Source organism: Acidovorax sp. Leaf78, from assembly GCF_001422735.1.
GTDB lineage: Bacteria > Pseudomonadota > Gammaproteobacteria > Burkholderiales > Burkholderiaceae_C > Acidovorax.
Window position 1 is genome coordinate 66767 of sequence record NZ_LMLZ01000025.1, and the last position, 26606, is coordinate 93372.

Below are 26606 nucleotides of genomic sequence, written 5' to 3' on the forward strand. Positions count from 1 at the left end.
GGCGGCCCGGCGGCGAAACCACCGCCTCGTGCCTCCAAAGATAAAAACGGTACACCCATGAGTCTTCTCGAAGTCAAAAACCTCGTTGTCGAATTTCCCAGCCGCCGCGGTACCCTGCGTGCGCTGGACGACATCTCCTTTTCCATCGCACCCGGCGAGATCCTGGGCGTGGTGGGAGAGTCCGGCGCCGGCAAATCCCTTACCGGCGCGGCCATCATCGGCCTGCTGGAGCCGCCGGGCCGCGTCGCCTCGGGCCAGATCCTGCTCGAAGGCCAGCGCATCGACAACCTCAGCAATGAAGAGATGCGCCACATCCGCGGCCGCCGCATTGGCGCGATCTTTCAGGACCCGCTGACCTCGCTGAACCCGCTGTACACCGTGGGCCGCCAGCTCACCGAAACCATCCTGGCCCACTTGCCTGTGACGCCCGCCGAGGCCCGCCAGCGCGCCATTGCGCTGCTGCAGGACACCGGCATTCCGGCTGCGGCAGAGCGCATCGACCACTACCCGCACCAGTTCTCCGGCGGCATGCGCCAGCGGGTGGTGATCGCCCTGGCGCTGGCGGCCGAGCCCAAGCTCATCGTCGCCGACGAGCCCACCACGGCGCTCGATGTGTCCATCCAGGCGCAGATCATCACGCTGCTAAAAAACATCTGCAAATCGCGCGGCGCCGCCGTGATGCTGATCACCCACGACATGGGCGTGATCGCCGAGACCTGCGACCGCGTGGCCGTGCTGTACGCCGGCCGCGTGGCCGAGATCGGCCCGGTGCACGATGTGATCAACAAGCCGTCGCACCCCTACACCAGCGGGCTCATGGCCTCCATCCCCGACATGGAGCAGGACCGCGAACGCCTCAACCAGATCGACGGTGCCATGCCCCGCCTGAACGCCATCCCCAAGGGCTGCGCCTACAACCCCCGCTGCCCCAAGACCTTTGACCGCTGCATGACCGAACGCCCTGACCTGATGCCGGCGGGCTCCACCCGCGCTGCCTGCTGGCTGCACGCCGGTGCATCCGCGACGACTGCTGCCGCCACCGCCGGAGTGACCGCATGAGCGCCGCCACCACCACGACCCACGCCGCCGCAGCGTCCACACCGGTGAAAAGCAACGCCCTGGTGCAGGCGCACGACCTCGCCAAGACCTTCGACGTATCGGCCCCCTGGCTCAACCGCGTGATCGAACGCAAGCCCCGCACGCTGCTGCACGCGGTGGACGGCGTGAGCTTCGAGATCGAGAAGGGCAAGACCCTGGCGCTGGTGGGCGAGTCCGGCTGCGGCAAGAGCACCGTGGCGCGCCTGCTGGTGGGCCTGTACGAGCCCACGCGCGGCGGCCTCACGTTCGACAAGCAGGATGCGCACGCCGCGTTCAAGGGCAACGATGCCCGCGCCATGCGCCGCCGCATCCAAATGATCTTCCAGGACCCGTACGCCAGCCTGAACCCCCGATGGCTGGTCGAAGGCATCATCGGCGAGCCGCTCAAGGAGCACGGCCTCATCACCGACAAGGCCGAGCTCAAGCAACGCGTGGGCGAGCTGCTCAAGTCCGTGGGCCTGTCGCCGCTCGACATGGTCAAGTACCCGCACCAGTTCTCCGGCGGCCAGCGCCAGCGCATCTCCATCGCCCGCGCCCTGGCCACCGAGCCCGAGTTCCTGGTGTGCGACGAGCCCACCTCCGCCCTTGACGTGTCGGTGCAGGCACAGGTGCTCAACATCATGAAGGACCTGCAGCGCGAGCGGCAGCTCACGTACCTGTTCATCAGCCACAACCTGGCCGTGGTGCGCCACGTGAGCGACCAGGTCGGCGTGATGTACCTGGGCCGCCTGGTGGAGCTGGCCGACAAGCACACGCTGTTCAACACGCCGCGCCACCCCTACACGCGCATGCTGCTCGATGCCATCCCCAAGATGCACGACACCGGCAAGGCGCGCACGCCGGTGCAGGGCGAAGTGCCCAACCCGCTGAACCCCCCGCCGGGCTGCGCTTTCAACCCGCGCTGCCCGCACGTCAACGAGCGCTGCCGTGCCGAGCGGCCTGCGCTGCTGAACATCGGCGGCATCCGCATTGCCTGCCACGCGGTGGAGGAAGGGCGAATCTAGTACCGTGGGCCGTGGTGCAGCGGTAATACGAACGCTGCCGCGACGCATCCCATCATTTGACAAGGGCTCCTCACGGAGCCCTTGTGCGTTGTGCGTCGCGTTGTACAAAGCGTCGTGCTTGATGCGTGTGCATGGCGCTTGGTAGCAGTCAGTCCTCCGCGGCACCAGGCTTCGCTGCGGGCAAAGGGGCTGCGTCCCCTCAGGCCCCTTCCAGGTCCCGACATTTTCTGCCTGCCGCATGGAACGTCCGTGCCGAGCCGGTTACTCACGGCATGAAAGGAAATCTCCTGCCATGTCATCCCCCGTCAACGCCGGTGCACAGCTGCACGGCATTTCGCTCCAGCACAATTTTCAGCAAAGCCCCGTGGGCAGCCTCGGGGGCCGCACGGTGCAGCAGGCGCCTGCCCAGCCTCCGCGCAGCCTGGGCACTGTGCTGTCCGATATCGGGCGTGGCATCCAAAGCCTGGCATCGCGGGCCCTCAATGCCGTCACGCCGCACGGCGTGCGCACCGAAAGCAAATTCCGCGCGGGCCTGGAAGCGACCAGCGCCCACATGGGCAACCTGCTGGGCGCCATCTCGCATTCCTCCACGCACCAGGCCGACGGCGCGGCCGCCCAGAAGCTGCTGGGTGGTCTGCGGGACGTGGCCGCTCCGGTGACCAGCCGCGGCGTCAGCCTGGACACCGTCGTGCGCGAACGCACCACCGCCCAGCTCCAGCAGATGACCCCGGATGAGCGCCAGGCCCTGCACAAGGGCCTCGTCATGGCGGAGAACAGCGCCTTGAAGGGCGACCCCGTGCTCGCCGCCGTGCGCTCGGCCATGGAGCAGCATGCCATCGACCAGGGCATGGCCGCGCTGCAGGGCGACCTGGACCTGGCCATCGCGATGACCGCCAAGGAGGCGCAGGACACCGGCATCACGGGCCGGGCCTTCCAGCAGGTCTACGACACCGCACGCGAGGTGCTGCGCGACCAGGGCTTCGGCCACCTGCCCGACAAGGAGTTCAAGGAAATGCAGCGCGCCCTGGTGCTGCAGGCCGTGGAGGCGCGGGTGGGCGACGGCGACCCGGCCCAGGTGGTGCCGATGGCGCAGGTCATCAACCTGCTGCCCAGCAAGGAGCTGCATGCGCTGATGCACACCACCGCCCAGATCGGACCGGAAGACCCGACGGCCGCGCGCTTCGTGGTGAGCGGCGCCATCGGCGTGCGCGCCGAGAAGCTCGAGAAAGCCGTGGCCGACGGCTCGGCCGCGCTGCTGGCACGCCGTCTGCCGTCCGAGGACGACCCGAGTGGCATGCTCCATGCGCCGCAGGCCGTGGCGCGCGACATCGCCACCACCGGCAGTGCGCTGGCAGAGCTGCGCGCGCACTGCGACATCCACGGCATGCACTTTCCTGCGGCGCTGGAGGCGCCCGTGGAACAGTTGCAAGGGCATCTGCAGGCCTACCTGAACCCGACCCACCTGTCGCAGTTGCCCGAGCTGAGTGCCGGACAGCTGCACAGCCTGGGCGATGGCCTGCGCGGCCTGGGCGTGCAGGCGGGGCAGGCCGAGATCGCGGCCGATGCCACGCGCCGCCGCTCCGAAGCGATGGACGCAGGCGCGCAGGCCATGCAGCCCGCGCTGCAGGCGCTCGCGCAGGGCGACACCGCAGGTTTGCTGCGCGGCCTGGGCACGGCCCAGCCCGCGGCCAATGCGGCCCTCGACGTGCACATCCGCCTGGGCATGAAGGTCGAGGGCGCGGACGAGGTGATGGCCTTCCGCGAAAAGCTGGTGGGCCACGCCATCAAGGACCTGGACACCCCGGCGCTGCAGGCGCTGTCCGCGCGGCTGGGCAGCCCGGCCGCCGAAGCCCTGTCCGACGAACTCGCGTCGGCCGCCATGCCGCTGCTGGGCGGCTCGGATGCGATGGAGGCCTACGACAGCGGCCTGGGCCGGCAGATGTTCGACCGGGCCACCGACCTGGGCATGCTCAAGCACTGCGTCGACCAGCGGCTGGGCGAGCTGGGGGCCGCAGTGCCCGCGCCCGCCTGGGACGGAGCACCGGCCCCGGCGGGCGTGGTGCGCGACGTGTTCAGCGCCGTTCGTGTGGAGGACAACGCGGTGGTCGTGCGCTCGGGCACTGGCGGCCCGGCGGTGCAGGGCGCCGTGCAGGACAACCTCGACGGCATGCTGGCAGCGCCCGGCAAGGACCGCGAACACGAGGTGGGCGGTGTGAGCGAAGGCTTCGTCAAGGACCTGACGCGTGCGAGCTACACCGTGGCCGATGCGAGCGGCGTTGCTCGCCCCATGATCGACAAGGACAACCCCGACAAAGCCGGCAGCGTCCGCTCCGCAGCCGCGCAGCTGCGCGAGTTGGCGGGCGGTAACGAAGCGCTGGCGCTCAAGGTGTCTCGCCTGGCCAACCAGAACGTGCTGGCCGGCGTGCAGCAGGTGCTCATGTCGCAGCAGAGCCCGCTGCGCCTGCCCGACGGCACCCCAGGCCGGCTGATGGGGCCGGAGCGCATCGAGTACGCACTGTCGAGCGACGGCGAGGGCGGCATCGTGCTGCAGGTGAACTACGCGGTCCAAGGCGCCGATGTCTTTCTGCCCGCGCCGCGCAACGCCCACGAAGGCGTGGGCACGCCCGTGCAGCTTGATGCGGCGCAGAGCGGCGGGCAGTTCGCCTTTGCTCTGCACATCGGCGCGGACCTGGCAGTGAGCGTGCAGGAGCCCGTGCGCTTTACCTACGACGCTGCCCCGGCGGTCGTGTGACCCGCATCGTGTCCTGACGACCTCTTCCTCTTTTGCAAAAGCGATCCATCATTCATGTCCACCGCCGACCAACTTCTTCTTGATCTGGGCCAGACCGCGGGGCTGTCGCAGACGCTGCGATTCGACGCCCAGGGCTGCGCCCGCCTGGTGTTCGACACCAGCCTGGCCATCGACTTCGAGCGCGACGACGACGCGCGGGTCCTGCAGGTCTACAGCGTGCTCGGGCCGCTGCCCGCCCAGGGGCGGGAAGCGTTGTACCGGCGGCTGCTGGAAGCCAATCTGTTCGGCGCTGCCACCGCCGGCGCTACCCTGGCGGTGGACGGGCACACCCAGGAGGTGGTGCTGTGCCGCACCGTGGACGTCGAAGAGACCGGCGGGCCCGCATTCGTGCGGCTGGTAGAGGGCTTCGTGGCTGTGGCCGAAGACTGGAAAAAGCTGCTGCTCTCGGGCGGCGGTGCTGAATCCCCGGTACCGTCGGCAGGTTCGGGCCTGATGCCCGGCGGGATGATGAGCGTGCCCCTGAGCGGCTTTCTGCGCGCCTGACCCCGCTCTTACTCACGCTCAGTGCGGTGTGTGAAGCCTGGCTGCGCGGTCAGCGCCGCGCCGTACGCCGATCAAGCGTACCGCTTGGCCCGCAGGTTGTCCTTCATCTGCTGCAGGATGGGCTGCAGCGGGCTGCCGATGCGCAGGGCCACGCAGGTGGCCAACACGTCGATGATGAGCAGGTGCATGAGCCGCGACACCATGGGGCTGTAGCGGTCGTAGCCCTCGGGGTGGTCGGCCGCCAGGTGGATGGGGCAGGTGCTCGCCAGGGGCGAGCCGCTGGCGGTGATGGCAATGGTGGTGGCGCCGTTCTTGCGCGCGATGTCGGCGGCGTCCATCAGGTCCCGCGTGCGGCCCGAGTTGGAGATGATCACCGCGCAGTCGCCGGGGCCCAGCAGCGTGGCGCTCATCACCTGCATGTGGCCGTCGCTGGTGGCGATGGACGTGACACCCAGGCGAAAGAACTTGTGCTGCGCATCCTGCGCCACGATGCCGGAGTTGCCCACGCCGTAGAACTCGATGCGCTTGCCGGTTTTCCACGTGGCTGCAATGGCTTCGGCGGCGCGCTCCAGCGCCACGGTGCTGGCTGCATTGCGGTACTGCAAGAAGGCCGCCACGGCGTTGTCGACCACCTTCACCAGCACGTCGCCGGTCTTGTCGTCCGCATCCACGCTGCGGTGGATGAAGGGCACGCCCTCGCTCACGCTGCCTGCGAGCTTGAGCTTGAAATCCGCCAGCCCGTCATAGCCCATGCTGCGGCAAAACCGCACCACGGTGGGCTTGCTCACGTGGGCCCGCTCGGCCAGCTCGCGCACCGGCAGCCGCGCAAACGTGCGGGGGTCGGTCAGCACCAGCCGGCCCACGCGCTGTTCGGCGGGCGCCAACGAGGGGAGGGATGCGGTGATGCGTTCGAGCATGTCGGTAGGTGTGTGTCAGCCCAGGCCGGCGCCGGGCGGCTCACGGTGCATCGACGATGGGCGGGGCAGGGCTGTCATGGGGGCTCGGTGTGCGCCGCGCTGGCGGGCGGCGCGGGGGCGTTGTTCGACTAATGTAACTTGGTTCCCAACATTCCGGACCCGGGTGATTCCTCCCTTTCATCATGCTTGCAGCGGGGTTGCGGGCTTCCCCCCTGGCCCCTGTGGGGGACGGGCGATAGCATCCTTTCATTCTGTAATTCCGATACCAAGGAGCCTTCCATGCGCAAACCTCTGCTGAAACTACTGGCCGGTGCGGCTCTGACGACCGCCGCCTGCGGCAGCTGGGCCCAGGGCCAGGTCAACATCATCTGTTCCGTGCAGGCCGAGTGGTGCAACCTGATGTCCACCGTGTACGCCAAGACCACCGGCACCAAGGTCAACATGACGGCCAAGGGCTCGGGCGAGGCGCTGGCGCAGCTCAACGCCGAGAAGGCCAATCCCAAGACCGACATCTGGTTCGGCGGCACGGGCGACCCGCACCTGCAGGCCGCGGAGCAGGGCCTCACGCTCGAGTACAAGTCGCCGCAGCTCGCGCAGCTGTACCCCTGGGCGCAAAAGCAGGCCGCCGACTCCAAGTACCGCACCGTGGGCGTGTACCTGGGCCCGCTGGGCTTTGGCTACAACAAGGAGCTGCTGGCCAAGCGCAAGCTCAACCCGCCCCAGTCGTGGGCCGACCTGCTCAAGCCCGAGTTCAAGGGCGAGGTGCAGATGGCCAACCCCGCGTCGAGCGGCACGGCCTACACCATGATCGCCACGCTGGTGCAGATCATGGGCGAGGAAAAGGCGTTCGAATACCTGAAGGCGCTGCACCCCAACGTCAGCACCTACACGCGCTCGGGCACGGCCCCGGTCAAGGCGGCGGCGCGCGGCGAGACCACCATCTCGGTGAGCTTCGTGCACGACGTGACCACCGAGGCCGTCAACGGCTTTCCCGTGGCGTCCATCACGCCGTCCGAAGGCACTGGTGCCGAGGTCGGCTCCATGAGCATCGTCAAGAACAGCCCCAACGCCGAGGCGGCCAAGAAGTTCTACGAATGGGCGCTCACGCCCGGCGGCCAGCAGTTCGGCCTGGCAGCCAAGCAGTTCCAGCTGCCCAGCAACACCCAGGTGCCCAAGGACCCGCGCATGACGGACCCGGCCAAGATGAAGCTCATCAACTACGACTACGCCAAGTACGGCGCCAGCACCGAGCGCCGCCGCCTGATCGCGCGCTGGGAAAAGGACGTGCAGAACGCTGCGCGCTAAGGACTGGTGGTGTCGGTGACCGCGGCGGCGAACAGCGCAATTTCACGATCTCCTGCAACCCGCGCCTCGGTCAACCGACCCTTGTGGGTGTGGCTGGCCATCGGCGTGCTGGGCTACCTGGCCTTCCCCTGGTACGCCCAGCAGGACTCCAACGGCCTTCTGGCCATCGGCCAGGTCTTCAGCAGCGAGCAGGCGGGCAACGGGCTCATGCAGGCCGCGCTGCTGGGGCGCCCCTGGCTGTGGCTGGGCCTGGTGGGGCTGGCCATCGCAGCCGCAGGCGCCGTCCTGCCTGCAGGCCGGCGGCAGGGCGCGGTGCTGGCAGTGGGCGGGGCCGTGGGCCTGCTGGCGCTGCTGCTCAGCGGCTTTGCCATCGGCGGGCGGGGCTGGGCCTTCGACTGGTTGAACCAGATGCTGGGCGAGTTGGGCGCGCGGCAGCCGGGCATCGGCTGGGGCGGGTTCGTGGTGCTCTCGGCGCTGCTGGTGCTGACGGCCTTCGGCGTGGCGCGGCGCGGTTTCTTCAAGGGCGATCTGTTCGTCGCAGCCGCCGTGCTGGCGTGCGGCAGCCTGCTGGCACTGTTCATCGTGTTCCCGGTGCTCAAGGCGCTGTCGGCGGCGTTCTTCCTGGAAGACGGCCCGTTCTCGCTGGGCGTTCTGTGGGAGCGCATTGCGCACGAGCGCAACTTCGGCCTGTCGTGTGTCAGCGGCGGTCAGCGTTGCGGCGTGGCATGGAACACGCTGTTCCTCGGGCTGATGACCGCCACCAGCACCACGCTGCTGGGCACCTTCATGGCGCTGATGGCCGAGCGCGCCTCGCGCCGCTATGCACGCCCGCTGAACATCGTGGCGCTGCTGCCCATCATCACGCCGCCTTTCGTGGTGGGCCTGGGCCTGATCCTGCTGTTCGGCCGTGCGGGCGTGTTCAACCAGTTTCTTGAATACGCGTTCGGCATCACGCCTTCGCGCTGGTTCTACGGCTGGTTCGGCGTGTGGGTGGCGCAGACATTTGCGTTCACGCCCATCGCCTTCATGATCATGCGCGGCGTGGTGCAGGGCGTGGCGCCCAGCCTGGAAGAAGCCGCGCAGACGCTGCGCGCCAGCCCCCACAAGACCTTCATGAGCGTGACGCTGCCGCTGCTCAAGCCGGGCCTGGCCAACGCGTTCCTGGTGGGTTTCATCGAGAGCATGGCCGACTTCGGCAACCCCATCGTGGTGGGCGGGCAGTTCTCGGTGCTCTCCACCGAAATTTTCTTCGCCATCGTGGGTGCGCAGTACGACCAGGGGCGCGCCGCGTCGCTGGCGTGGATCCTCACGTTCTTTGCGCTCACGGTGTTTGCCATCCAGCGCGGTCTGCTGGGCAAGCAGAACTTCACCACGGTGTCGGGCAAGGGCGACGCGGGCATTGCCATGCCGCTGCCCACCGGCGTGCGCCGCGTGGTGCATTCCATCGCGCTGCCGTGGATGGCGTTCACGCTCATCGTGTACCTGTTTGCGCTGGCCGGCGGCTTCGTGCAGACCTGGGGCCGCGACTACACCATCACGCTGGCGCACTTTCGCACTGCGTTCAGCATGGAGTGGGGCGAGTTCGGCATCGTATGGGCCGGTACCGCCTGGAGCTCGCTGTTCACCACGCTCAAGCTCGCAGCCATCTCGGCGCCGCTCACGGCCACGCTGGGCATCGGCATCGCCTGGCTGCTGGCGCGCACCGAGTTCCGGGGGCAGGGCGCCTTCGAGTTCGCCGCCCTGCTGGCCTTTGCGATCCCCGGCACGGTGCTGGGCGTGAGCTACATCCTGGCGTTCAACGTGCCGCCGTTCGAGCTCACGGGCACCGCACTCATCATCGTGCTGTGCTTCATGTTCCGCAATCTGCCGGTGGGGGTGCGTGCAGGCACGGCGGCGTTCAAGCAGCTCGACCGGTCGCTGGACGAAGCCTCGGTCATGCTGCGGGCCGGCAGCGTGCAGACGCTGCGCCACGTGGTGCTGCCGCTGCTCAAGCCGGCGCTGGTGGCCGCGCTGGTCTACAGCTTCGTGCGGGCCATCACCACGGTGAGCGCGGTGATCTTCCTTGTCACCGCCGAGAACGAGCTGGCCACCACCTACATCATCGGCCGCGTGGGCAACGGCGATTACGGCGTGGCGCTGGCGTACTGCACGGTGCTGATCGTGCTGATGTCGGCCTCCATCGGCCTGATCCAACTGGTGGTGGGCGAGCGCAAGCTGGGCCGAAGAGGAAGCACCCCCTGAGTCGCCTTCGGCGCCTTCCCCCTCAAGGGGGACGACGCCCTCGCTGCGGGGCGGCCCTTGCTCGGCGTCCCGCGCATGCGCCACACCCGTTAATTCGCGTCATCGTCCATTGAAAAGACAACCATGAACAACATCGAAGATGCGGGCATCGTGTTCCGCAACATCACCAAGCGCTATGGCCGCGACGCCTCGTCGGGCCTGGCCGTCAAGGGCATCAGCTTCGAGGTGCCACGCGGCACGCTGGCCACCATCCTGGGCCCGTCGGGCTGCGGCAAGACCACCACCTTGCGCATGATCGCGGGGCTGGAGTCGCCCACCTCCGGCGAGATCTTCATCGGCGGCAAGAACGTGACCACGCTCGGCCCGGCGCAGCGCAACGTGAGCATGATGTTCCAGAGCTACGCGCTGTTCCCGCACATGAACGTGGCAGAGAACGTGATGTACGGCCTGCGCATGTCCGGCCAGCGTGACGAGGTGGCGCGCGCCAAGGCGGTCGAGGCACTGCGCGGCGTGGGCCTGGTGGGCTATGACGACCGCCTGCCGAGCGAGCTGTCTGGCGGCCAGCAGCAGCGCGTGGCGCTGGCCCGCGCGCTGGTGCTGGAGCCCGAGGTGCTGCTGTTCGACGAGCCGCTGTCCAACCTGGACGCCCGCCTGCGCCGGGAGATGCGCGAGGAGATCCGCGCGCTGCAGCAGCGCCTGTCGCTCACCGTGGCCTACGTCACGCACGACCAGAGCGAGGCCATGGCCGTCAGCGACCAGATCATCGTGATGAACCAGGGCCTGATCGCCCAGCAGGGATCGCCCCGCGCGCTGTACGAAACCCCGGGCAGCGAGTTCGTCGCCGGCTTCATGGGCGAGGCCATGCTGTTCCCCGCCACGGCCCGCGCCGATGGCACGGTGACCGTGGGGCCGCTCACGATCCGCCCCCGGGCCTGCAAGCAGCAAGGCGCGGTCAAGGTCGCGGTGCGGCCCGAGGCATGGCGCATCGAGCGCCAGGGCGAGGGTCTGATGCCCGCGCGGCTGGAGAAGGCCGCGTACCTGGGCGCGGTGCACGAATACACCTTTGCCACAGAGCTGGGGCCCATCTTCGTCGTGTCGTCGGACCTGAGCGACGTGCTCACGCCGGGCGAGGACGTGCGGCTCGGCCTGGGCGTGCACGGGGTATCGGTGGTTGGTAGTACCGACTGAGCGGACGCTGATGTTCAATAATGACGCCATGAACCAACTCGACGCCCTCAAACAGTTCACCACCGTGGTTGCCGACACCGGCGACTTCAAGCAACTGGCGCAATTCCAGCCCCAGGATGCCACCACCAACCCGTCGCTGATCCTCAAGGCCGTGCAAAAGCCCGAGTACGCGCCGCTGCTGCAGGACACCGTGGCCCAGTTCCGCGGCCGCGCCATGGACGAGATCATCGACCGCCTGCTGGTGCGCTTCGGTCGCGAGATCCTCGCGACCATCCCCGGGCGCGTGTCCACCGAAGTGGATGCCCGCCTGAGCTTCGACACCAGCGCCACCGTCGCCCGCGCCGAACGCATCATCGAGCTGTACCAGGCCGAAGGCATCCACATCGACCGCGTGCTCATCAAGATCGCCGCCACCTGGGAAGGCATCAAGGCCGCCGAGCAGCTGGAGCGCAAGGGCATCCACACCAACCTCACGCTGCTGTTCTCGTTCGCTCAGGCCGTGGCCTGCGGCGAGGCCAAGGTGCAGCTGATCTCGCCCTTTGTCGGCCGCATCTACGACTGGTACAAGAAGCAGGCTGGCGCCCAGTGGGACGAAGCCGCACGCGCCGGTGCCAACGACCCGGGCGTGCAGTCCGTCACGCAGATCTACAACCACTACAAGCGCTTTGGCATTGCCACCGAGGTGATGGGCGCGAGCTTTCGCAACGTGGGCCAGATCACGGCGCTTGCCGGCTGCGACCTGCTGACCATCGCCCCCGAGCTGCTGGCCCAGCTGGCCGCCAGCGACGCGCCGCTGCAGCCCGCACTGGACGCCCAGGCCGCCAAGACGCTGGACCTGGCTGCCGTGAGCTACGACGAAGCGGGCTTTCGCTTTGCGCTGAACGAAGACGCCATGGCCACTGAAAAGCTGGCGGAAGGCATCCGCGCGTTTGCGGCGGATGCGGTCAAGCTGGACAAGCTCATTCAGGCCGCGTGAGATCCGCTTAAGCAGGTTGCTATAAAAAACATAGCTGCTAGCGCTTGTCCATCAAGCGGTAGCAGCTTTTTTATGTGAATTCAGGGTGTGTGTGATGCCGCAGCGCTGCTGACCCGCTGACCCTTCGGTCTGCTACCCACAGGTCTTATCCTCGCACCGGTCGCACCCGACACAGGCACCCGCCAAGGCGTCAATGCTCAGCCCGCCGGCAACCGCAGCCCCACACGCAACCCGTGCGGCTCCACGTTTTCCGCCACAGCCTGGCCACCGTGGCGCAGTGCAATTTCTTCCACGATGGACAGCCCCAGGCCACACCCCCCGGGCTTGTCCGAGCCACGCCAAAAACGTGCGAACAGGTCCGACATGTTCGCGGGTGGCACGCCCGGCCCGTCGTCTTCCACCACCAGCGTGGCCCACAGGCCCGGGGCAGCATTCACCCGCACGGTGACGGTGGCACCCGCGCCGGCGTAGTGCAGCGCGTTGTCGATCAGGTTGTTCAGCGCCTCGCGCAGCAGCAGCGGGTGGCCCTGCACGGTCAGGTAGTCGTCGCCTTCGTAGCCCAGGTCCATGCCCTGCGCCAGCGCGCGCGCGGCCCACTCGCGTGCCACCTCGCGGGCCAGCGCGGCAATGTCCACTGCCTGCATCTCCACGTTCGATTCGGAGCGCGCCAGCTGCAGCAGCTGGTGCACCAAGTGGGCGCTGCGCTGGGCGGCGGCCAGCACTTTTTGCAGGCGCTCCTGCACGGCGGGCTCGTGGCTTTCGTGCAGGGCCAGCTCGGTCTGGCCGATCAGGCCGGCCAGGGGCGTGCGCAGCTGGTGCGCGGCGTCGTTCAAGAAGCGCTTTTCCTTGCGCTGCCCGCGCGCTACCGTCTCCAGCAGGCCGTTGATGGTGCTGGCCAGGGAGTGCACTTCTTGCGGCGCGGACGTGAGCTCGATGGGCGGCAGCGGGTCGGCGGTGTTGTGCTTGCGCGCGCCCGCTTTCTCGATCTGCGCCTCCAGGCGCTTTAACGGCTGCAGCCCGCGCAGCACGCCGGCGTAGACCACGGCGCTCAGCGCCAGGCCCATCAGGCCCATGGGCAGCAGCATTTGTTCGAGCAGCTCCTGCGCGATGCGCTCGCGCACCGTCAGGCTCTGCGCCACCTGCACGCGGAGGGTCTGGCGGGTCTGGGGCGTGCCGTAGTCCACATCGAGCAGCGCCACGCGCACGGGCTTGTCGTCCACGCGGGCCTGGTACAGGTACGGTTCGCCCACGCGCACGTCCACGGGCGGCGGCGAGGGCAGCTGCGCGTTGCCCAGCAGAAAGCGCCCGGGCGGGGACGAGACCATGTAGGTGATGCGGTCGGCTGGGTCCTGCTCCAGGATGTCCTGCGCGGCCTTGGGGAAGTCCACCAGCAGCCCGTCGCCGATGGGCTTGATCTGCCGCGCCAGCGCCCGCACCGACTGCGTCAGCGTCTGGTCGATGCCCTTTTCGCCGTTTTGCAACGCCACCCGCCACGCAAGAAAGCCGCCCGACAGCCACAGCACCAGTTGCGGCAGCAGCAGCCAGAGCAGCAGCTTGCGCTGCAGAGAGACGCCGTGGATGGGCTGCATGTCAGTCGTTGCCGGCATGTGCCACGCCGAGGCCGCTGAGCAAGGGCCGCCCCGCAGCAAGGGCGGTGTCCACCTGAGGGCAAGGTGCGAAGTGTCTCCAGCGCAAACCCATTCGCTTCATGGCTTTTCGAGCATGTAGCCCAGGCCCCGGATGTTGCGGATGTTCAGGCTCGTTTCGTCCAGCTTCTTGCGCAGCCGGTGCACGTACACCTCCAGCGCATTGGAGGCGAGCGGCGGTGCCGACTGACCGGGCTCCGGTGGGCCGGCGCGCCAGGCGGCCAGCACGTCGTCGCGCGTGACGACTTCGCCGCAGCGGTTGACCAGCAGTTCCAGCAGTTCCCACTCGCGCTGCGTGAGCTCCAGCGGCAGGCCGTCGAGCGTGGCGGTCTGGCTGGCATGGTCCAGCAGCAGCGCGCCGATGGTGGTGCTGGGCCCGCCCGATGCGCTGCTGGGCTGCGTAAAGGCGGGCTGCCGCGCGCGGCGCAGCATGGCCTGCAGGCGGGCCTGCAGCTCCTGCATGTTGAAGGGCTTGGTGATGTAGTCGTCAGCCCCGGCGTTGAGCCCCGCCACCCGGTCGTCGATGCCGTCGCGGGCGGTGAGAATCAGCACCGGCAAGCCGGCGATGTGGCTGCGGGCCCAGGTCAGAAGCTCCATGCCGTCGGCCCCACCCGGAAGGCCCAGGTCGAGGATGATTCCGTCCACCGCCTGGGTCTGCAAAAGCGCTGTGGCCTGGGCCACACTGCACGCCGTGCAGACATCGTATTCAAGCTGTTTGAGCTGCCCGGTGAGGGCGTCGAGCAGCAGGGCATCGTCTTCAACGATCAGTAGGGTGGGCATGGTCTGTGAGCATAGCAAAGCATCCCGCCTGCGGTGGATGCAGAGCCTGCACCCGAGCCCATGGCTGAGCCCAGCCGACGTTGTAATTCGATAACCGGGCTAGGAGACTGGCATGTAACCAACAACCCGGGAAAGCCCTGATATGTTCATTAATTATTGTAATTAAAGTACCGACTGCGCTGAACGTCACCGGTATGTGGCGCGTAAACGGATTCAAACATCGAGGAGACAAGGGTATGTGGAAGATGACGAAGATCGCCGCTGTGGCGGTGGGCCTGGCGGCAGCGATGTCCGCCAGCGCGGGTGAGGTCGAGGTTCTGCATTACTGGACTTCGGGCGGTGAGGCCAAGTCGGTCGCCGAGCTCAAGAAGATCATGCAGGCCAAGGGCCACACGTGGCGCGACTTTGCCGTGGCCGGTGGCGGTGGCGACAGCGCCATGACCGTGCTCAAGAGCCGCGTGATCTCGGGCAACCCACCGTCTGCCGCGCAGACCAAGGGTCCGGCGATCCAGGAATGGGCGTCCGAAGGCGTGCTGGCCAACATGGATGCACTGGCCAAGGCCGAGAAGTGGGACGACCTGCTGCCCAAGGTGGTCGCCGATGTCATGAAGTACAAGGGCGCCTACGTGGCCGCCCCGGTCAACGTGCACCGCGTCAACTGGATGTGGGGCAGCTCCGAGGCCCTGAAGAAGGCCGGCGTGGCCGCCATGCCCAAGACCTGGGACGAGTTCTTCGCAGCCGCCGACAAGCTCAAGGCCGCAGGCCTGGTGCCCGTGGCCCACGGCGGCCAGAACTGGCAGGACTTCACCACCTTCGAATCGGTGGTGCTGGGTGTCGGTGGCGCCAAGTTCTACCAGGACGCCCTGGTCAAGCTCGATGACAAGGCCATCAACAGCGACACGATGAAGAAGTCGCTCGAGACCTTCCGCCGCATCAAGTCGTACACCGACGCTGGCGCCCCCGGCCGCGACTGGAACCTGGCCACGGCCATGCTGATCCAGGGCAAGGCGGGATTCCAACTGATGGGCGACTGGGCCAAGGGCGAGTTCCTGGCGGCCAACAAGGTGCCGGGCAAGGACTTCCTGTGCGCAGCAGCACCGGGCACCACCACGGCCTACACCTTCAACGTGGACTCCTTCATCCTGTTCAAGCTCAAGGACGCCGCCGCCCAGAAGGCGCAGAGCGACCTGGCCAGCTCCATCATGAGCCCCGAGTTCCAGGAAGTGTTCAACCTGAACAAGGGTTCCATCCCGGTGCGCGCCGGCCAGAAGATGGACAAGTTCGACGACTGCGCCAAGGCCTCGGCCAAGGACTTCATCGACACCGCCAAGAGCGGCAGCCTGCTGCCCAGCGTGGCGCACGGCATGGCGATCGCGCCCGCGACCGAAGGTGCCATCAAGGACGTCGTCAGCCAATTCTGGAACGACGACAAGGTGAGCGTTGCCGATGCGGTGAAGAAGATCGCGGCCGCCGCGAAGACCAAGTAAGTCCGAAGTAAACCAAACCCCAGAGGGATCCCATCATGATGAAAAGAAACCGCCTGACGGCGGTGGCTTTGGCCGCCGCATGCGCGATGAGTAGTGCCATGGCAATGGATGTTGCCGGCTTCGAGTTCAACGGTTACTCGCGGGGCGGCCCGGTGTTCAACCACTCCGACGGCGTCAAGGGCAACTTGACGCTCGGCGGCGAGCTGCAGAAATACCGCCTGGGCAACGAAGGCGACAACGGCATCGAAGTCAACTTTGCCAAGGGTTTCGAGACCAACGGCATCAAGTGGAAGATCAACTACATGCCCGCCAAGTGGGGCAGCGGCGACATCAGCACCGAGCAGGCCTTCGTGGAAATGAGCGGCTTCTCGTTCTCGCCCGAAGCCAAGTTCTGGGCCGGCCAGCGCCGCCTGCGTATCCAGGACGTGCACATCGTCGACTACTTCCTGCTCAACTACGGTGACAACGTCGGCGCGGGCGTGACCGACGTGCCGATCGGCGGCATGAAGCTGGGCGTGGGCGTGTTCTCGGGCGACAAGTTCGACGGCAACCTGCCCAACGACGTGAAGGCGCACCGTATCAACGCCGACCTGTCCGAGATCAACACCAACCCCGGCGGCAAGCTGCGCGTGCTGCTCACGGCGGTGGGCGGCAAGAACCAGGTCGGCGGTGGCTCCGGCTCGGGTGTGTCGCTGATGCACACGCAAAAGGAATTCCTGCTGCCGAGCATCAGCAACACGCTGTACCTGCAGACGTCCCGCGGCCATGCCCGCATCGATGGTGAGTTCGAGTCCATCGACGGCACCCGTGCCGGCCGTCGCTCCACGCGGATCGCCGACTCCATCAACTGGCAAAGCGGCCCCTTCGGCGGCCAGGCCCTCATTGGCTACCAGACCAACAAGGCTGACCTGACCGGTGTCGAGACCAAGGACTTCTCGCTGGGCGGCCGGGGTTCGTACGCCTTCACGCAGAACTTCAAGATGCTGGCCGAGCTGTCGACCACGACCCGCAAGGGCAACACGGGCCCTGACCAGCGCCTGTCCAAGGTCACGCTGGCCGGCGCCCTGGCGCTGTCGGAAGACTTCTGGTCACGCCCTGAACTGCGCCTGTATGTGACCAAGGCCAACTGGAACCAGGCAGCGGCCGTGGCGAATGCCGCCACGTTCGGCGCCAACGGCAAGACCTCGCGCACGCTGGTGGGCGTGCAGTACGAGGTCTGGTGGTAAGCAATTCCACACCGGGCCGCAGGACGTGTTGCCAAGGTTTGCGCCTTGGCTGCGCCGCCCGGCGGCCTGGGCATGGAATGGTGAAGTGAGTGAGTTAGCGAGTTAGTCAGAGGTTACTTTGTTCGGTTGGGGGGCACTCTGTGCGTGCCCCCCTTTTTTCATATTGCAGGCACATGCCACACATTTTTCGCAGCCGTCCAAGATGGCTCCCACGCTTTGCCTTTCACCTCGCCTTTGCCCCTGCGCGGGCCGCTGATCGCAAGGCCGTGGCTTTTCATTCGGGGGTGGCCCGGCGATGACCAAGAATTCGTTTGAGACATGGTTGCCCAAGCTGGTCGTGACACCGGCTTTTGTGTTGGGATTCGCGTTCATCTACGGCCTGATGCTGTGGAACGGCGTATTGAGCCTGACCGTGTCCCGCATGCTGCCCAACTACGACTGGGCGGGCCTGGCGCAGTACGAGCGCCTGTGGGAGATGGACCGCTGGTGGGTGGCCCTCAAAAATCTGGGCATCTTCGGCGTGGGCTACGTCGGCGGGTCGCTCGCCATCGGCGTGGTGCTGGCCGTGCTGCTGGACCAGAAGATCCGTGCCGAAGGCGCACTGCGCACGATTTATCTGTACCCCATGGCGCTGTCCTTCGTGGTCACGGGCACGGCCTGGAAGTGGCTGCTGAACCCGGGCCTGGGCATCGAAAAAATGGTGCGCGACTGGGGCTTTCCCAACTTTGAATTCGGCTGGCTGGTCGACACCGACATGGCCATCTACTGCGTGGTGATCGCCGGCATCTGGCAGAGCGCGGGCTTTGCGATGGCGCTCTTTTTAGCCGGACTGCGCGGCATCGACGACAGCATCATCAAGGCCGCGCAGGTCGACGGTGCATCGCTGCCGCGCATCTACTGGCGCATCGTGCTGCCGGCCCTGCGGCCCGTGTTCTTCTCCACGCTCATGGTGCTGTCGCACCTGGCGATCAAGAGCTTCGACCTGGTGATGGCGCTCACGGCCGGCGGGCCGGGCTTTGCCACCGACGTGCCCGCGACCTTCATGTACACCATGTCGTTCTCGCGCGGCCAGATCGGCCTGGGCGCAGCCAGCGCGACCATGATGCTGGCCACTGTGGCAGCCCTGGTCATCCCCTATCTCTATAGCGAACTGCGGACCAAGCCCCATGACCGCTAAGCCCTCTCTGCTCCCGTCCGTGGGCCGCTTTCTGGTCTACGCGGTGCTGGCCCTGGCCACCGCCTTCTTCTTGCTGCCGCTGTACGCGATGCTGGTGACTTCGTTCAAGGATGCGGAGGAGATCCGCAGCACGTCGCTGCTGGCCTTGCCCGCCGCGCTGAACTGGTCGGCCTGGGGTACGGCGTGGTCCAGCGCCTGCACCGGTGTGGACTGCAACGGCCTGCGCCCGTTCTTCATGAACTCGGTGGCCATGGCGGTGCCGGCGGTGCTGATATCGACCGTCTGGGGCGCGCTCAATGGCTACGTGCTCAGCCTGTGGAAGTTTCGCGGCAGCGACACGCTGTTCGGCCTGCTGCTGTTCGGCGTGTTCATGCCCTTCCAGGTGGTGCTGCTGCCGATGAGCCAGGTGCTCGGCTGGCTGGGGCTGTCCAGCTCCATCACCGGCCTGGTGATGGTGCACTGCCTGGCGGGCCTGGCGGGCACCACGCTGTTCTTTCGCAACTACTACGCGGCCATCCCGAAAGAGCTGGTGAACGCGGCGCGCATGGACGGCGCCAGCTTCTTCCAGATCTTCTGGCGCATCGTGCTGCCGCTGTCCACGCCCATCGTGATGGTCACGCTGATCTGGCAGTTCACCAACATCTGGAACGACTTCCTGTTCGGCGTGGTGTTCTCGGGCACCGACTCCAAGCCGGTGACGGTGGGGTTGAACAACCTGGCCAACACCAGCTCCAGCGTGAAGGCCTACAACGTGGACATGGCCGCCGCCATCATCGCGGGCCTGCCCACCATGGTGATCTACGTTCTCGCAGGCAAGTTCTTCGTGCGCGGCCTGACGGCCGGCGCAGTCAAGGGATAAGGGTAATCAAGAAAATGGCGTCATCACTCGACATCGCAGGCATCAACAAGCGCTTTGGCAAGGGCGACAAAAGCGTGGAGGTGCTGCGCAAGGTGGACATCCACGTGGCACCGGGCGAATTTTTGATCCTGGTGGGCCCCTCGGGCTGCGGCAAATCCACGCTGCTCAACATCATCGCGGGGCTGGACGAGCCCACCGAGGGCGAGATCCGCATCGCCGACAAGAACGTGGTGGGCATGCCCCCGCGCGACCGCGACATCGCCATGGTGTTCCAGAGCTACGCGCTGTACCCCACGCTGTCGGTGGCCGACAACATCGGCTTTGCGCTGGAGATGCGCAAGATGCCCAAGCCCGAGCGCCAAAAGCGCATCGACGAAGTCGCCGCCATGCTGCAGATCACCCACCTGCTCGACCGCCGGCCCAGCCAGCTGTCGGGCGGCCAGCGCCAGCGCGTGGCCATGGGCCGGGCCCTGGCGCGCCAGCCGCAGCTCTTCTTGTTCGACGAGCCGCTGTCCAACCTGGACGCAAAGCTGCGTGTGGAGATGCGCGCCGAGATCAAGCGCCTGCACCAGGCCAGCGGCATCACCAGCGTGTACGTGACGCACGACCAGGTCGAGGCCATGACCCTGGGCTCGCGCATCGCGGTGATGAAGGGCGGCGTGGTGCAGCAGCTGGGCACCCCCGACGAGATCTACAACCGCCCGGCCAACACGTACGTGGCGACCTTCATCGGCTCGCCCACCATGAACCTGCTGCGCGGCGGCGTGCAGCCGGCCGGGCAGTTCGGCATCGAGGGCGCGTCGCTGAGCCTGGCACCGCCCCGGTCCGTGCCCGAGATGCTGCTGGGCGTGCGGCCCGAGCATCTGCAGATGCAGGACGACGCGCCCTGGCGTGGCCAGGTGAGCGTGGTCGAGCCCACCGGGCCGGACACCTACGTGATGGTCGATACCGCCGCTGGCAACGTCACGCTGCGCACCGATGCACAAACGCGCGTGCAGCCCGGCGACCACGTGGGCCTGACCGTGGCGCCGGCCAATGCGCACTGGTTCGACGCGAAGACCGAAGAGAGGCTGGGCTGAGGTGTAGCGACAGCGCCCTGGGATTGGCGGCGCTGCTGTAGCCTCGCTCTCGCGACCTCTTCCGACGAGGGCAGGGGGCGCACCCGATGCCCGGGCGGCACCGGTTCCACGACCGCGCTCGCTGCGCGCATCAAAACGTCCAGGATGTTTCGGACGGAGACTTAGGTCTTTGCGGGGCTTTGTATTTCAGGTAAAAACTGCCTGTACCGCTCGTCCATCAAGCGCAAGCAGCTATATTTTTCATAGCTGCAGAACATTTTTCTTCAAGCCCATGCACTCCACGCACCCGCAGCGCCTTCTCGCCGACATCGGCGGCACCAACATCCGCCTGGCCTGGCAGGACTCGCCCACCGGCCCGCTCAACGACACCCGCGTGCTGCCCTGCGCGCAGTTCCCCACCGTCGATGCCGCGCTGTCGGCATACCTGAAGGAAGTGGGCGTGCCCACGCCGCGCGAGGCTGCCTTCGGCATTGCCAACCCGGTGACGGGCGACGCCATCCGCATGACCAACCACAGCTGGAGCTTCTCGCAGCGCGCGGTGCGCGAGGCGTTCGGCTTCGAGCGGCTGGTGGTCATCAACGACTTCACGGCGTTGGCGCTGGCGCTGCCGCTGCTCACGCCCGACCTGCTGCGCCAGGTGGGCGGCGGCCAGGCGGTGCCCGGCAGTGCCATCGCGCTCGTCGGGCCCGGCACGGGGCTCGGGGTGTCCGGCCTGGTGTTCCCGCCGGGTTCCAGCGCCGGCGTGCCGCTGTCGGGCGAGGGCGGCCACGTCACGCTGGCCGCGCAGACGCAGCGCGAATTCGACGTGCTGGCCATCCTGCAGGAGCGCTACGGCCACGTGTCCGCCGAGCGCGCCGTGTGCGGCGCGGGCCTGGTGGACCTGTACCACGCGGTGCGCCGCCTGGCGCAGCGCGGCGGTAAAGAGGTGAGCTCCGCCGCGCAGGTGACGGAACTGGCGCTGCAGTCCCAGGATGCCCTGGCGCTCGAGGCGCTGGATCTGTTCTGCGGCTTTCTGGGCAGCGTGGCCGGCAACCTGGCCCTGACGCTGGGCGCCCGCGGCGGCGTGTACCTGGGCGGCGGCATGGTGTCACGCCTGGGCGAGTGGTTCGACCAATCCTCGTTCCGCGCACGCTTCGAGGCCAAGGGGCGCTTCAAGTCGTATCTTGCAGACATCCCCTGCTGGATCATCGACCCCAGCGCCACGCCCGCGCTGTACGGCGCATCGCGCGCACTCGATATCGCGGGCTCCGAAGGGTGACGGTGGGCGGCAGTGATCCGCCTGCGCCACCCTCGCAGGCTGCGCTGCCTGCACTGCAGCTGAGCGGCATCCACCACGTGGCGATCATCGCGAGCGACTATGCGCGCTCGCGCCGCTTCTACACCGAGGTGCTGGGTCTGCGGGTGGTGAACGAGGTGTTCCGCGCAGAGCGGCAGTCGCACAAGCTCGACCTGGAGTTGCCCGACGGAACGCAAGTCGAGCTGTTCTCCTTTCCCCACCCGCCAGCGCGCGCTTCGTACCCGGAGGCCTGCGGCTTGCGCCATCTGGCGCTGCGGGTAGCGGACCTCGATGCCAGCCTCAAGGTGCTGGCCTTGCACGGTGTTGCCGTGGAGCCGGTGCGCACGGACTCGTTCACGGGCGTACCCTTCACGTTCATTGCGGACCCGGATGGGTTGCCGATCGAACTGGTGGGGCGGGCTGGACGCGGAGATTGAGCCTCTCCACGCCCGCAGCGCTCGGCGAGCGATCAATGGTCAGGTCACTTCGGTTTCGATGAGGTCGCAGCCAACTCGGCCCGCGCTGCAGCAGTGGTCTTCTCGATCCATTCCGAGTCTTCTTCCACTTGCTTGCGAACCACCCGCTCTTCCTCGTCGTCCAGGAACGTGGTGCTTCGCAGCCGGCTTCTGACGACGGGCAACGAAACCAAACCACAGGCAATCCCGGCGCGGGCCCATCGGAGGTCCCTGGGCTCGCTGCGGGCGTACTTGGACACGGCTGCGTCGTTGGGGTCCAGGAACCAGATGCGCAGCCCATCACGGTGCACGCAGAGCATTCGTGCCTCCCAACCGTCGGGCAGGCTCGGCAAGGTGGGCGAGACCGGGTCCAGGTAGTAGCCGTGCTCCATGCGAAAAGGCGACTCCTCGCCCAGCATGGGCCCCAGGTCGAAGATGCGGCCAGGGTCTGCCTTGGTGTAGCAGTCGATGTCGATGGACATCGACATTGCTTCAGGAATGCGAACCCCATCTTCCACACCGAGTACGGACAGGCTTCCGATGACGACGTAGTCGGAATGTCCGCTGAGCTCTCGGGCGCGCTGCAGGGCCACGACCACCTGGTCGAGGTTCATGGCGCGAGCCCCGGCCAGGGTGAGTTCTGGCGCAGCGCGGGCCCCCAGCTATCGGCGTCAGACACCATGGCCTGGGCCAACTTTGGCAAGGGCAGCTCCAACAGGGCCTGCCACCGGTCGATGTAGTCGCTGCTGCAAAGCTGGTGCGTGCGCCATTGCTCCACGACGGCCATTGCCTTTTTCACCAGTTGCCGGCCCTGCGCGGGGGGCAGTGTTGCCAGGTCGACGGCCAGCTGTTGGTGCCTGATCAGGCGCTCGTTCTCGCGCAGGGTCTGGGCCAGCCGTGCCATCTTGCGTTCGGACAACGCTGCTTGCCGTTTGTCGACTGAAGAGAAGTATTCCGGCGCAGCCATGATGGCCTTGACCTTGCCATGCTTTTCGATGGCCACAGGGCCACGTTCGGCGGCCTCAAGGAGATGGCCGAAAGACTGCTTGGCGTCGGTGGCCGAAATTTGCTGCATGGTGGCGCTCCAATTTTGTCCATTTTATAAAAAAATGGACAAAATGAAATATCCGGGTTTTTGGCGCCCCCACCGGTATCACATTTCCTCACTCCAGCAATGCCCATCGCGCGCGATCATCGCGCTGGCAGCGCTGGGGCCCCAACTCCCCGGTGCGTACGGGCGCGGGCCGGCGGGGTCGTTCCTCCAGTGCTGCAGGATGGGCTCCACCCAGCGCCAGGCTTCTTCCTGCTCGTCGCTGCGCACGAAGAGGTTCAGGCGCCCTGCGATCACGTCGAGCAGCAGGCGCTCGTAGGCACCCACGCGCTCGGTGCCGAAGCGCTGGTCGAAGTCCAGGTTCAGCGCCACCTGCGACAGCGCGGGCTCGGTCTGGTTCTGGGGGGCGCCCTGGGCCAGCAGGTGCAACTCCAGGCCGTCCTTGGGCTGCAGGTTGATCACCAGACGGTTCACCGCGCCGGTGGGCATCTTGAAGATGGGGTGCGGCACGGGGCGGAAGTTGACGACGATGTGCGCGTCGCGCCCCGCCAGCCGCTTGCCGGTGCGGATGTAGAACGGCACGCCCGCCCAGCGCCAGTTGGAGATCTCGGTGCGCAGCGCGACGAAGGTCTCGGTGGTGCTGCTGCCGGCCACGCCCTTTTCCTGCAGGTAGCCCGGCACGTTGTGCCCGTGTGTCTTGCCTGCGGCGTACTGGCCGCGGATCACGTGCTGGCCGATGGTTTCCATGCTCCAGGGCTTGAGCGACTGCAGCACCTTGAGCTTCTCGTCGCGGATCGCGTTGGCGCTGGAGTTGATGGGCGGCTCCATGCCGATGGCGCACAGCAGCTGCAGCGCGTGGTTCTGCACCATGTCGCGCAATGCGCCGGTCTGGTCGTAGAAGGCGCCGCGCGTTTCCACGCCCAGCTCTTCGGCGATGGTGATCTGGATGTTGGCGATGTGCTCGCGGCGCCACAGGGGCTCGAACAGCGCGTTGCCAAAGCGCATCGCAAACAGGTTCTGCACCGACGGCTTGCCCAGGTAGTGGTCGATGCGAAAGACCTGCTCTTCCTTGAGCACGCGGCGCAGCGTGTCGTTGATGGCCTGGTTCGATTTCAGGTCGTGGCCCAGCGGCTTTTCCAGCACCACGCGGGTGCTGGGGCCGTTCAGGCCGACGGCGGCGATCTGCTCGCACACGTTGGTGAACAGGCTGGGGGCCGTGGCCACGTACATCACCACCGTGTCGGCGCCGCGTTCCTGCAGCACGCCAGCCAGGCGGGCGTAGTCCTGCGTTTGCGACAGGTCCATGCGCAGGTAATGCAGCAGCGCGCCGAAGCGCTCGAACTCGTCCGGGGTGGGGCGCTTGGCCAGGTCCACGCTGTCGAAGCGGGACTGGATCAGGCTGCGGTATTGTTCGTCGCTCAGCTCGTCGCGCGCCACCGCAATGATGCGGCCCCCCTCGGGCAAGGTCCCGTGGCGAAACGCCTGAAAGAGCGCGGGCATGAGCTTGCGCCAGGCCAGATCGCCGGTGCCTCCAAACAGGACGAGGTCAAAACTCATGGGGTCTCCGTATCAGTGGTGTGGGTGGTGTGCACGCAGTCCTGCTGAGGGCCATGTGCAGGCTCGAAATTGTAATCTCGTTACATCGGAATGTGTAGGTGCAAAGGCCGTAGAACGATTTATGACAGTTCGGCTACCAAAAGGTATCGAACAAATTAGGTAATCAAGTTACTATCTCGCCGCGTGTTCTTTTACCTCTCGTGAATTCCACCATGTCCCTCCGTTGCGACCAGACACCGCAGTGGCCTCAGTTGCAGGCTGCCTATTCCACCCACGGGCGCCAGCTGGACCTTCGGCGGGCTTTCGCCGATGATGCGCGGCGGTTCGACCACTTCAGCCAGCAGGTTCCGCATGTGTTTGCCGACCTGTCCAAGAACCTGTGGGACAGCGCCACCGAAGCCCTGTTGCTGGACATGGCCCGGGCCACCGGCCTCACGCAGCACCGCGACGCGATGTTCAGCGGCCAGCCCATCAACAGCACCGAAGGCCGCGCCGTGCTGCACACGCTGCTGCGCCGCCCTGCGGGCCTGGCACTGCCCGGGGACGACAGCAGCATCGCCGGCCATCTGGCCGACGTGCATGCCACGCTCGATGCCATGCTGGCGTATGCCGATACGGTGCGGGCCGACAGCACCATCACCGACATCGTGAACATCGGCATCGGCGGCTCGGACCTGGGGCCGCACATGGCGGTGCTGGCGCTCGAAGAGTTCCGCGCCCAGGGCAAGCAACTGCACTTCGTCTCCAATGTGGACGGCCACGAGCTGCACACCGTGCTGCAGTCGCTGCGGCCGCAGAACACGCTGTTCCTCATCGCCTCCAAGACCTTCACCACCGCCGAGACCATGACCAACGCCCGCTCGGCCCTGGCGTGGTTCGCGGCGCAGGGCGGGCAGGATGTGGGGCGCCATTTCGCGGCGCTCACCACCAATGTCGATGCCGCCCGGGCGCTGGGCATCACCACCACGTTCGGCTTCTGGGACTGGGTGGGCGGGCGCTACTCGCTGTGGTCGGCCATCGGCTTGCCGATTGCGATTGCCATCGGCTCGGCAGGCTTTCGCGACCTGCTGGCGGGTGCGCACGCCATGGACGAACACTTTCGCACCGCACCGCTGGCGCAGAACCTGCCGGTGCGCCTGGGGCTGCTCGACGTCTGGTACCGCAACTTCCACGGCTTCACCAGCCGCTGCATCGCGCCCTACCATGCGGCGCTGCGCCGCGTGCCCGCCTATCTGCAGCAACTGGAGATGGAGAGCAACGGCAAGCGCGTGGCGCTCGATGGCACGCCGCTGCCCTATGCCACATCGCCCGTGCTGTGGGGCGAGCCGGGCACCAACGGCCAGCATGCGTTCTTTCAGATGCTGCACCAGGGCACGGACGTGTTGCCCCTGGAGTTGATCGCCGTGCGCCAGGCCACGCACCCCCTGAAGGGCCACCACGAAAAGCTGCTGGCCAACGCCCTGGCGCAGGCCCAGGCGCTGATGGTGGGCAAAGAGGGCGAGGACGGCCACCGGCACTTTCCGGGCAACCGCCCCAGCACCTTCTTGCTGCTGGATGCGCTCACCCCCGCTTCACTGGGCGCGCTGATCGCGCTGCAGGAGCACCGCGTGTTCGTGAGCGGCAGCCTGTGGGGCATCAACAGCTTCGACCAGTGGGGTGTTGAGCTGGGCAAGGTGCTGGCCAAGGACCTGGAGGCGCGCCTGGCCAGTGGCGACACCACGGGGCTGGATGGCTCGACCGCCGGGTTGCTGGGCCGCCTGCGCAGCGGCATGTGATCCGAAGTGCAGGGCAGGGCAGGGCGCACGCGCCCTGCCTTCGTTCCATCGCCGCCCATTGCCTCCCACGGCCGCCCATTTGCCGACCATTCCCATCCCGTTCAGGCTGAGCCTGTCGAAGCCCCGCGCAACGCTTCATCCAGTACGCAACCCCACCCCTCAAAACAAACATCCGTTCACGCCGCGCTGTGTCGAAGCGATGGGCCAAGGCTTC

Annotated in this window: 22 protein-coding genes; 16 read left to right on the forward strand and 6 right to left on the reverse strand. The window is 67.0% G+C overall.

The features are described from left to right. Positions 1 to 57: 57 nt before the first annotated feature. The 4 genes from ASF16_RS23750 (at position 58) to ASF16_RS23765 (ending at position 5397) form a co-directional block, all read left to right on the forward strand. Positions 58 to 1059, forward strand: a complete 1002-nt coding sequence (locus tag ASF16_RS23750) for an ABC transporter ATP-binding protein (RefSeq protein ID WP_056173208.1) — start codon at positions 58 to 60, stop codon at positions 1057 to 1059. Further along, entirely contained in the window at positions 1056 to 2102 is a 1047-nt protein-coding gene (locus tag ASF16_RS23755; RefSeq protein WP_056173210.1) for an ABC transporter ATP-binding protein, read from the forward strand. Before ASF16_RS23750 ends, ASF16_RS23755 begins: the two co-directional genes overlap by 4 nt. A 292-nt stretch (positions 2103 to 2394) precedes the next feature. Next, entirely contained in the window at positions 2395 to 4854 is a 2460-nt protein-coding gene (locus ASF16_RS23760; RefSeq protein WP_056173212.1) for a hypothetical protein, read from the forward strand. Positions 4855 to 4908: 54 nt separating this feature from the next. After that, on the forward strand, positions 4909 to 5397 hold the full coding sequence (locus ASF16_RS23765) for a type III secretion system chaperone (protein WP_056173214.1): 489 nt from the start codon (positions 4909 to 4911) through the stop codon (positions 5395 to 5397). Between the two features lie 71 nt (positions 5398 to 5468). Here the strand turns inward: ASF16_RS23765 and ASF16_RS23770 are convergent, their stop codons facing one another. Beyond that, entirely contained in the window at positions 5469 to 6314 is an 846-nt protein-coding gene (locus ASF16_RS23770) for a MurR/RpiR family transcriptional regulator (protein ID WP_056173217.1), read from the reverse strand. Between the two features lie 279 nt (positions 6315 to 6593). Here ASF16_RS23770 and ASF16_RS23775 point away from each other — a divergent pair, with 279 nt between their 5' ends. The 4 genes from ASF16_RS23775 (at position 6594) to tal (ending at position 12024) form a co-directional block, all read left to right on the forward strand. Further along, the gene (locus ASF16_RS23775) at positions 6594 to 7619 is read left to right on the forward strand and encodes an ABC transporter substrate-binding protein (protein ID WP_200912414.1); all 1026 of its coding nucleotides are present in this window, start codon (positions 6594 to 6596) and stop codon (positions 7617 to 7619) included. 15 nt (positions 7620 to 7634) lie between these two features. Further along, complete coding sequence (locus tag ASF16_RS23780; protein ID WP_056173567.1) at positions 7635 to 9860, forward strand: iron ABC transporter permease; 2226 nt, start codon at positions 7635 to 7637, stop codon at positions 9858 to 9860. A gap of 123 nt (positions 9861 to 9983) precedes the next feature. After that, the gene (locus ASF16_RS23785) at positions 9984 to 11048 is read left to right on the forward strand and encodes an ABC transporter ATP-binding protein (protein ID WP_056173220.1); all 1065 of its coding nucleotides are present in this window, start codon (positions 9984 to 9986) and stop codon (positions 11046 to 11048) included. Positions 11049 to 11076: 28 nt separating this feature from the next. After that, positions 11077 to 12024 carry a transaldolase gene (gene tal / locus ASF16_RS23790; RefSeq protein ID WP_056173223.1) on the forward strand — a complete coding sequence of 316 codons (948 nt, stop codon included), beginning with the start codon at positions 11077 to 11079 and terminating at the stop codon, positions 12022 to 12024. A 197-nt stretch (positions 12025 to 12221) separates the two neighbouring features. Here the strand turns inward: tal and ASF16_RS23795 are convergent, their stop codons facing one another. Then, positions 12222 to 13613 (reverse strand): sensor histidine kinase, encoded by a 1392-nt coding sequence (locus tag ASF16_RS23795; protein WP_056173225.1) that lies wholly within the window; start codon positions 13611 to 13613, stop codon positions 12222 to 12224. Between the two features lie 117 nt (positions 13614 to 13730). Then, complete coding sequence (locus ASF16_RS23800) at positions 13731 to 14450, reverse strand: response regulator transcription factor (protein ID WP_056173228.1); 720 nt, start codon at positions 14448 to 14450, stop codon at positions 13731 to 13733. A gap of 236 nt (positions 14451 to 14686) precedes the next feature. Here ASF16_RS23800 and ASF16_RS23805 point away from each other — a divergent pair, with 236 nt between their 5' ends. The 7 genes from ASF16_RS23805 to ASF16_RS23835 all read left to right on the forward strand — a co-directional run bounded on the left by ASF16_RS23805 (position 14687) and on the right by ASF16_RS23835 (position 21991). Beyond that, on the forward strand, positions 14687 to 15937 hold the full coding sequence (locus ASF16_RS23805; protein ID WP_056173231.1) for an ABC transporter substrate-binding protein: 1251 nt from the start codon (positions 14687 to 14689) through the stop codon (positions 15935 to 15937). Between the two features lie 104 nt (positions 15938 to 16041). Then, on the forward strand, positions 16042 to 17163 hold the full coding sequence (locus ASF16_RS23810; protein ID WP_056173234.1) for a carbohydrate porin: 1122 nt from the start codon (positions 16042 to 16044) through the stop codon (positions 17161 to 17163). Positions 17164 to 17458: 295 nt separating this feature from the next. After that, the gene (locus ASF16_RS23815; protein ID WP_056173237.1) at positions 17459 to 18340 is read left to right on the forward strand and encodes a carbohydrate ABC transporter permease; all 882 of its coding nucleotides are present in this window, start codon (positions 17459 to 17461) and stop codon (positions 18338 to 18340) included. Continuing rightward, the gene (locus tag ASF16_RS23820) at positions 18330 to 19199 is read left to right on the forward strand and encodes a carbohydrate ABC transporter permease (RefSeq protein ID WP_056173240.1); all 870 of its coding nucleotides are present in this window, start codon (positions 18330 to 18332) and stop codon (positions 19197 to 19199) included. Before ASF16_RS23815 ends, ASF16_RS23820 begins: the two co-directional genes overlap by 11 nt. 14 nt (positions 19200 to 19213) lie before the next feature. Beyond that, complete coding sequence (locus tag ASF16_RS23825) at positions 19214 to 20278, forward strand: ABC transporter ATP-binding protein (protein WP_056173242.1); 1065 nt, start codon at positions 19214 to 19216, stop codon at positions 20276 to 20278. A 271-nt stretch (positions 20279 to 20549) separates the two neighbouring features. Further along, positions 20550 to 21536: a glucokinase gene (gene glk / locus ASF16_RS23830; protein WP_056173243.1), complete on the forward strand. Its 987-nt coding sequence runs from the start codon at positions 20550 to 20552 to the stop codon at positions 21534 to 21536. Between the two features lie 2 nt (positions 21537 to 21538). Continuing rightward, positions 21539 to 21991 (forward strand): VOC family protein, encoded by a 453-nt coding sequence (locus ASF16_RS23835; protein ID WP_056173571.1) that lies wholly within the window; start codon positions 21539 to 21541, stop codon positions 21989 to 21991. 44 nt (positions 21992 to 22035) lie between these two features. On the opposite strand, the gene ASF16_RS23840 is transcribed toward ASF16_RS23835, so the two are convergent. The 3 genes from ASF16_RS23840 to zwf form a co-directional block, all read right to left on the reverse strand. Then, complete coding sequence (locus ASF16_RS23840; protein WP_056173245.1) at positions 22036 to 22623, reverse strand: DUF6036 family nucleotidyltransferase; 588 nt, start codon at positions 22621 to 22623, stop codon at positions 22036 to 22038. Then, positions 22620 to 23084 carry a type II toxin-antitoxin system Phd/YefM family antitoxin gene (locus tag ASF16_RS23845; protein ID WP_056173248.1) on the reverse strand — a complete coding sequence of 155 codons (465 nt, stop codon included), beginning with the start codon at positions 23082 to 23084 and terminating at the stop codon, positions 22620 to 22622. Before ASF16_RS23845 ends, ASF16_RS23840 begins: the two co-directional genes overlap by 4 nt. Positions 23085 to 23162: 78 nt before the next feature. Next, entirely contained in the window at positions 23163 to 24617 is a 1455-nt protein-coding gene (gene zwf / locus ASF16_RS23850; protein ID WP_056173250.1) for a glucose-6-phosphate dehydrogenase, read from the reverse strand. A gap of 212 nt (positions 24618 to 24829) precedes the next feature. Here zwf and pgi point away from each other — a divergent pair, with 212 nt between their 5' ends. Beyond that, positions 24830 to 26392 carry a glucose-6-phosphate isomerase gene (gene pgi / locus ASF16_RS23855; RefSeq protein WP_056173253.1) on the forward strand — a complete coding sequence of 521 codons (1563 nt, stop codon included), beginning with the start codon at positions 24830 to 24832 and terminating at the stop codon, positions 26390 to 26392. Positions 26393 to 26606 lie beyond the last annotated feature (214 nt).